We start from the raw sequence: 211 nt of genomic DNA on the forward strand, positions 1-211 counted from the left end.
TATATTCTTTTGGATTGTCGGCATTATATTCAGGAATCTCATCGCCGTCAAAAAAGCTGGCTTGAGACGTATATGATTCTTCCTGTTTCAAGAATTCAATGCCGTAAAATTTACAAAGATATTCTAGTTTTTCTTTTATGTTACCGAGAGGAATATTGACAAAGTTTTGATTTGTCTTTTTTCCTAGATTAATATTGCGTTGCCATGTTTC

1 pseudogene is annotated in these 211 nt (G+C 32.7%); it reads right to left on the minus strand.

Annotated features, from left to right (window positions below):
* A pseudogene (locus tag I656_RS19635) lies at positions 1-211 on the minus strand (IS200/IS605 family element transposase accessory protein TnpB); the annotation flags it as partial.

The sequence above is a fragment of the Geobacillus sp. WSUCF1 genome (assembly GCF_000422025.1).
GTDB classification, from domain to species: Bacteria; Bacillota; Bacilli; order Bacillales; family Anoxybacillaceae; genus Geobacillus; species Geobacillus zalihae.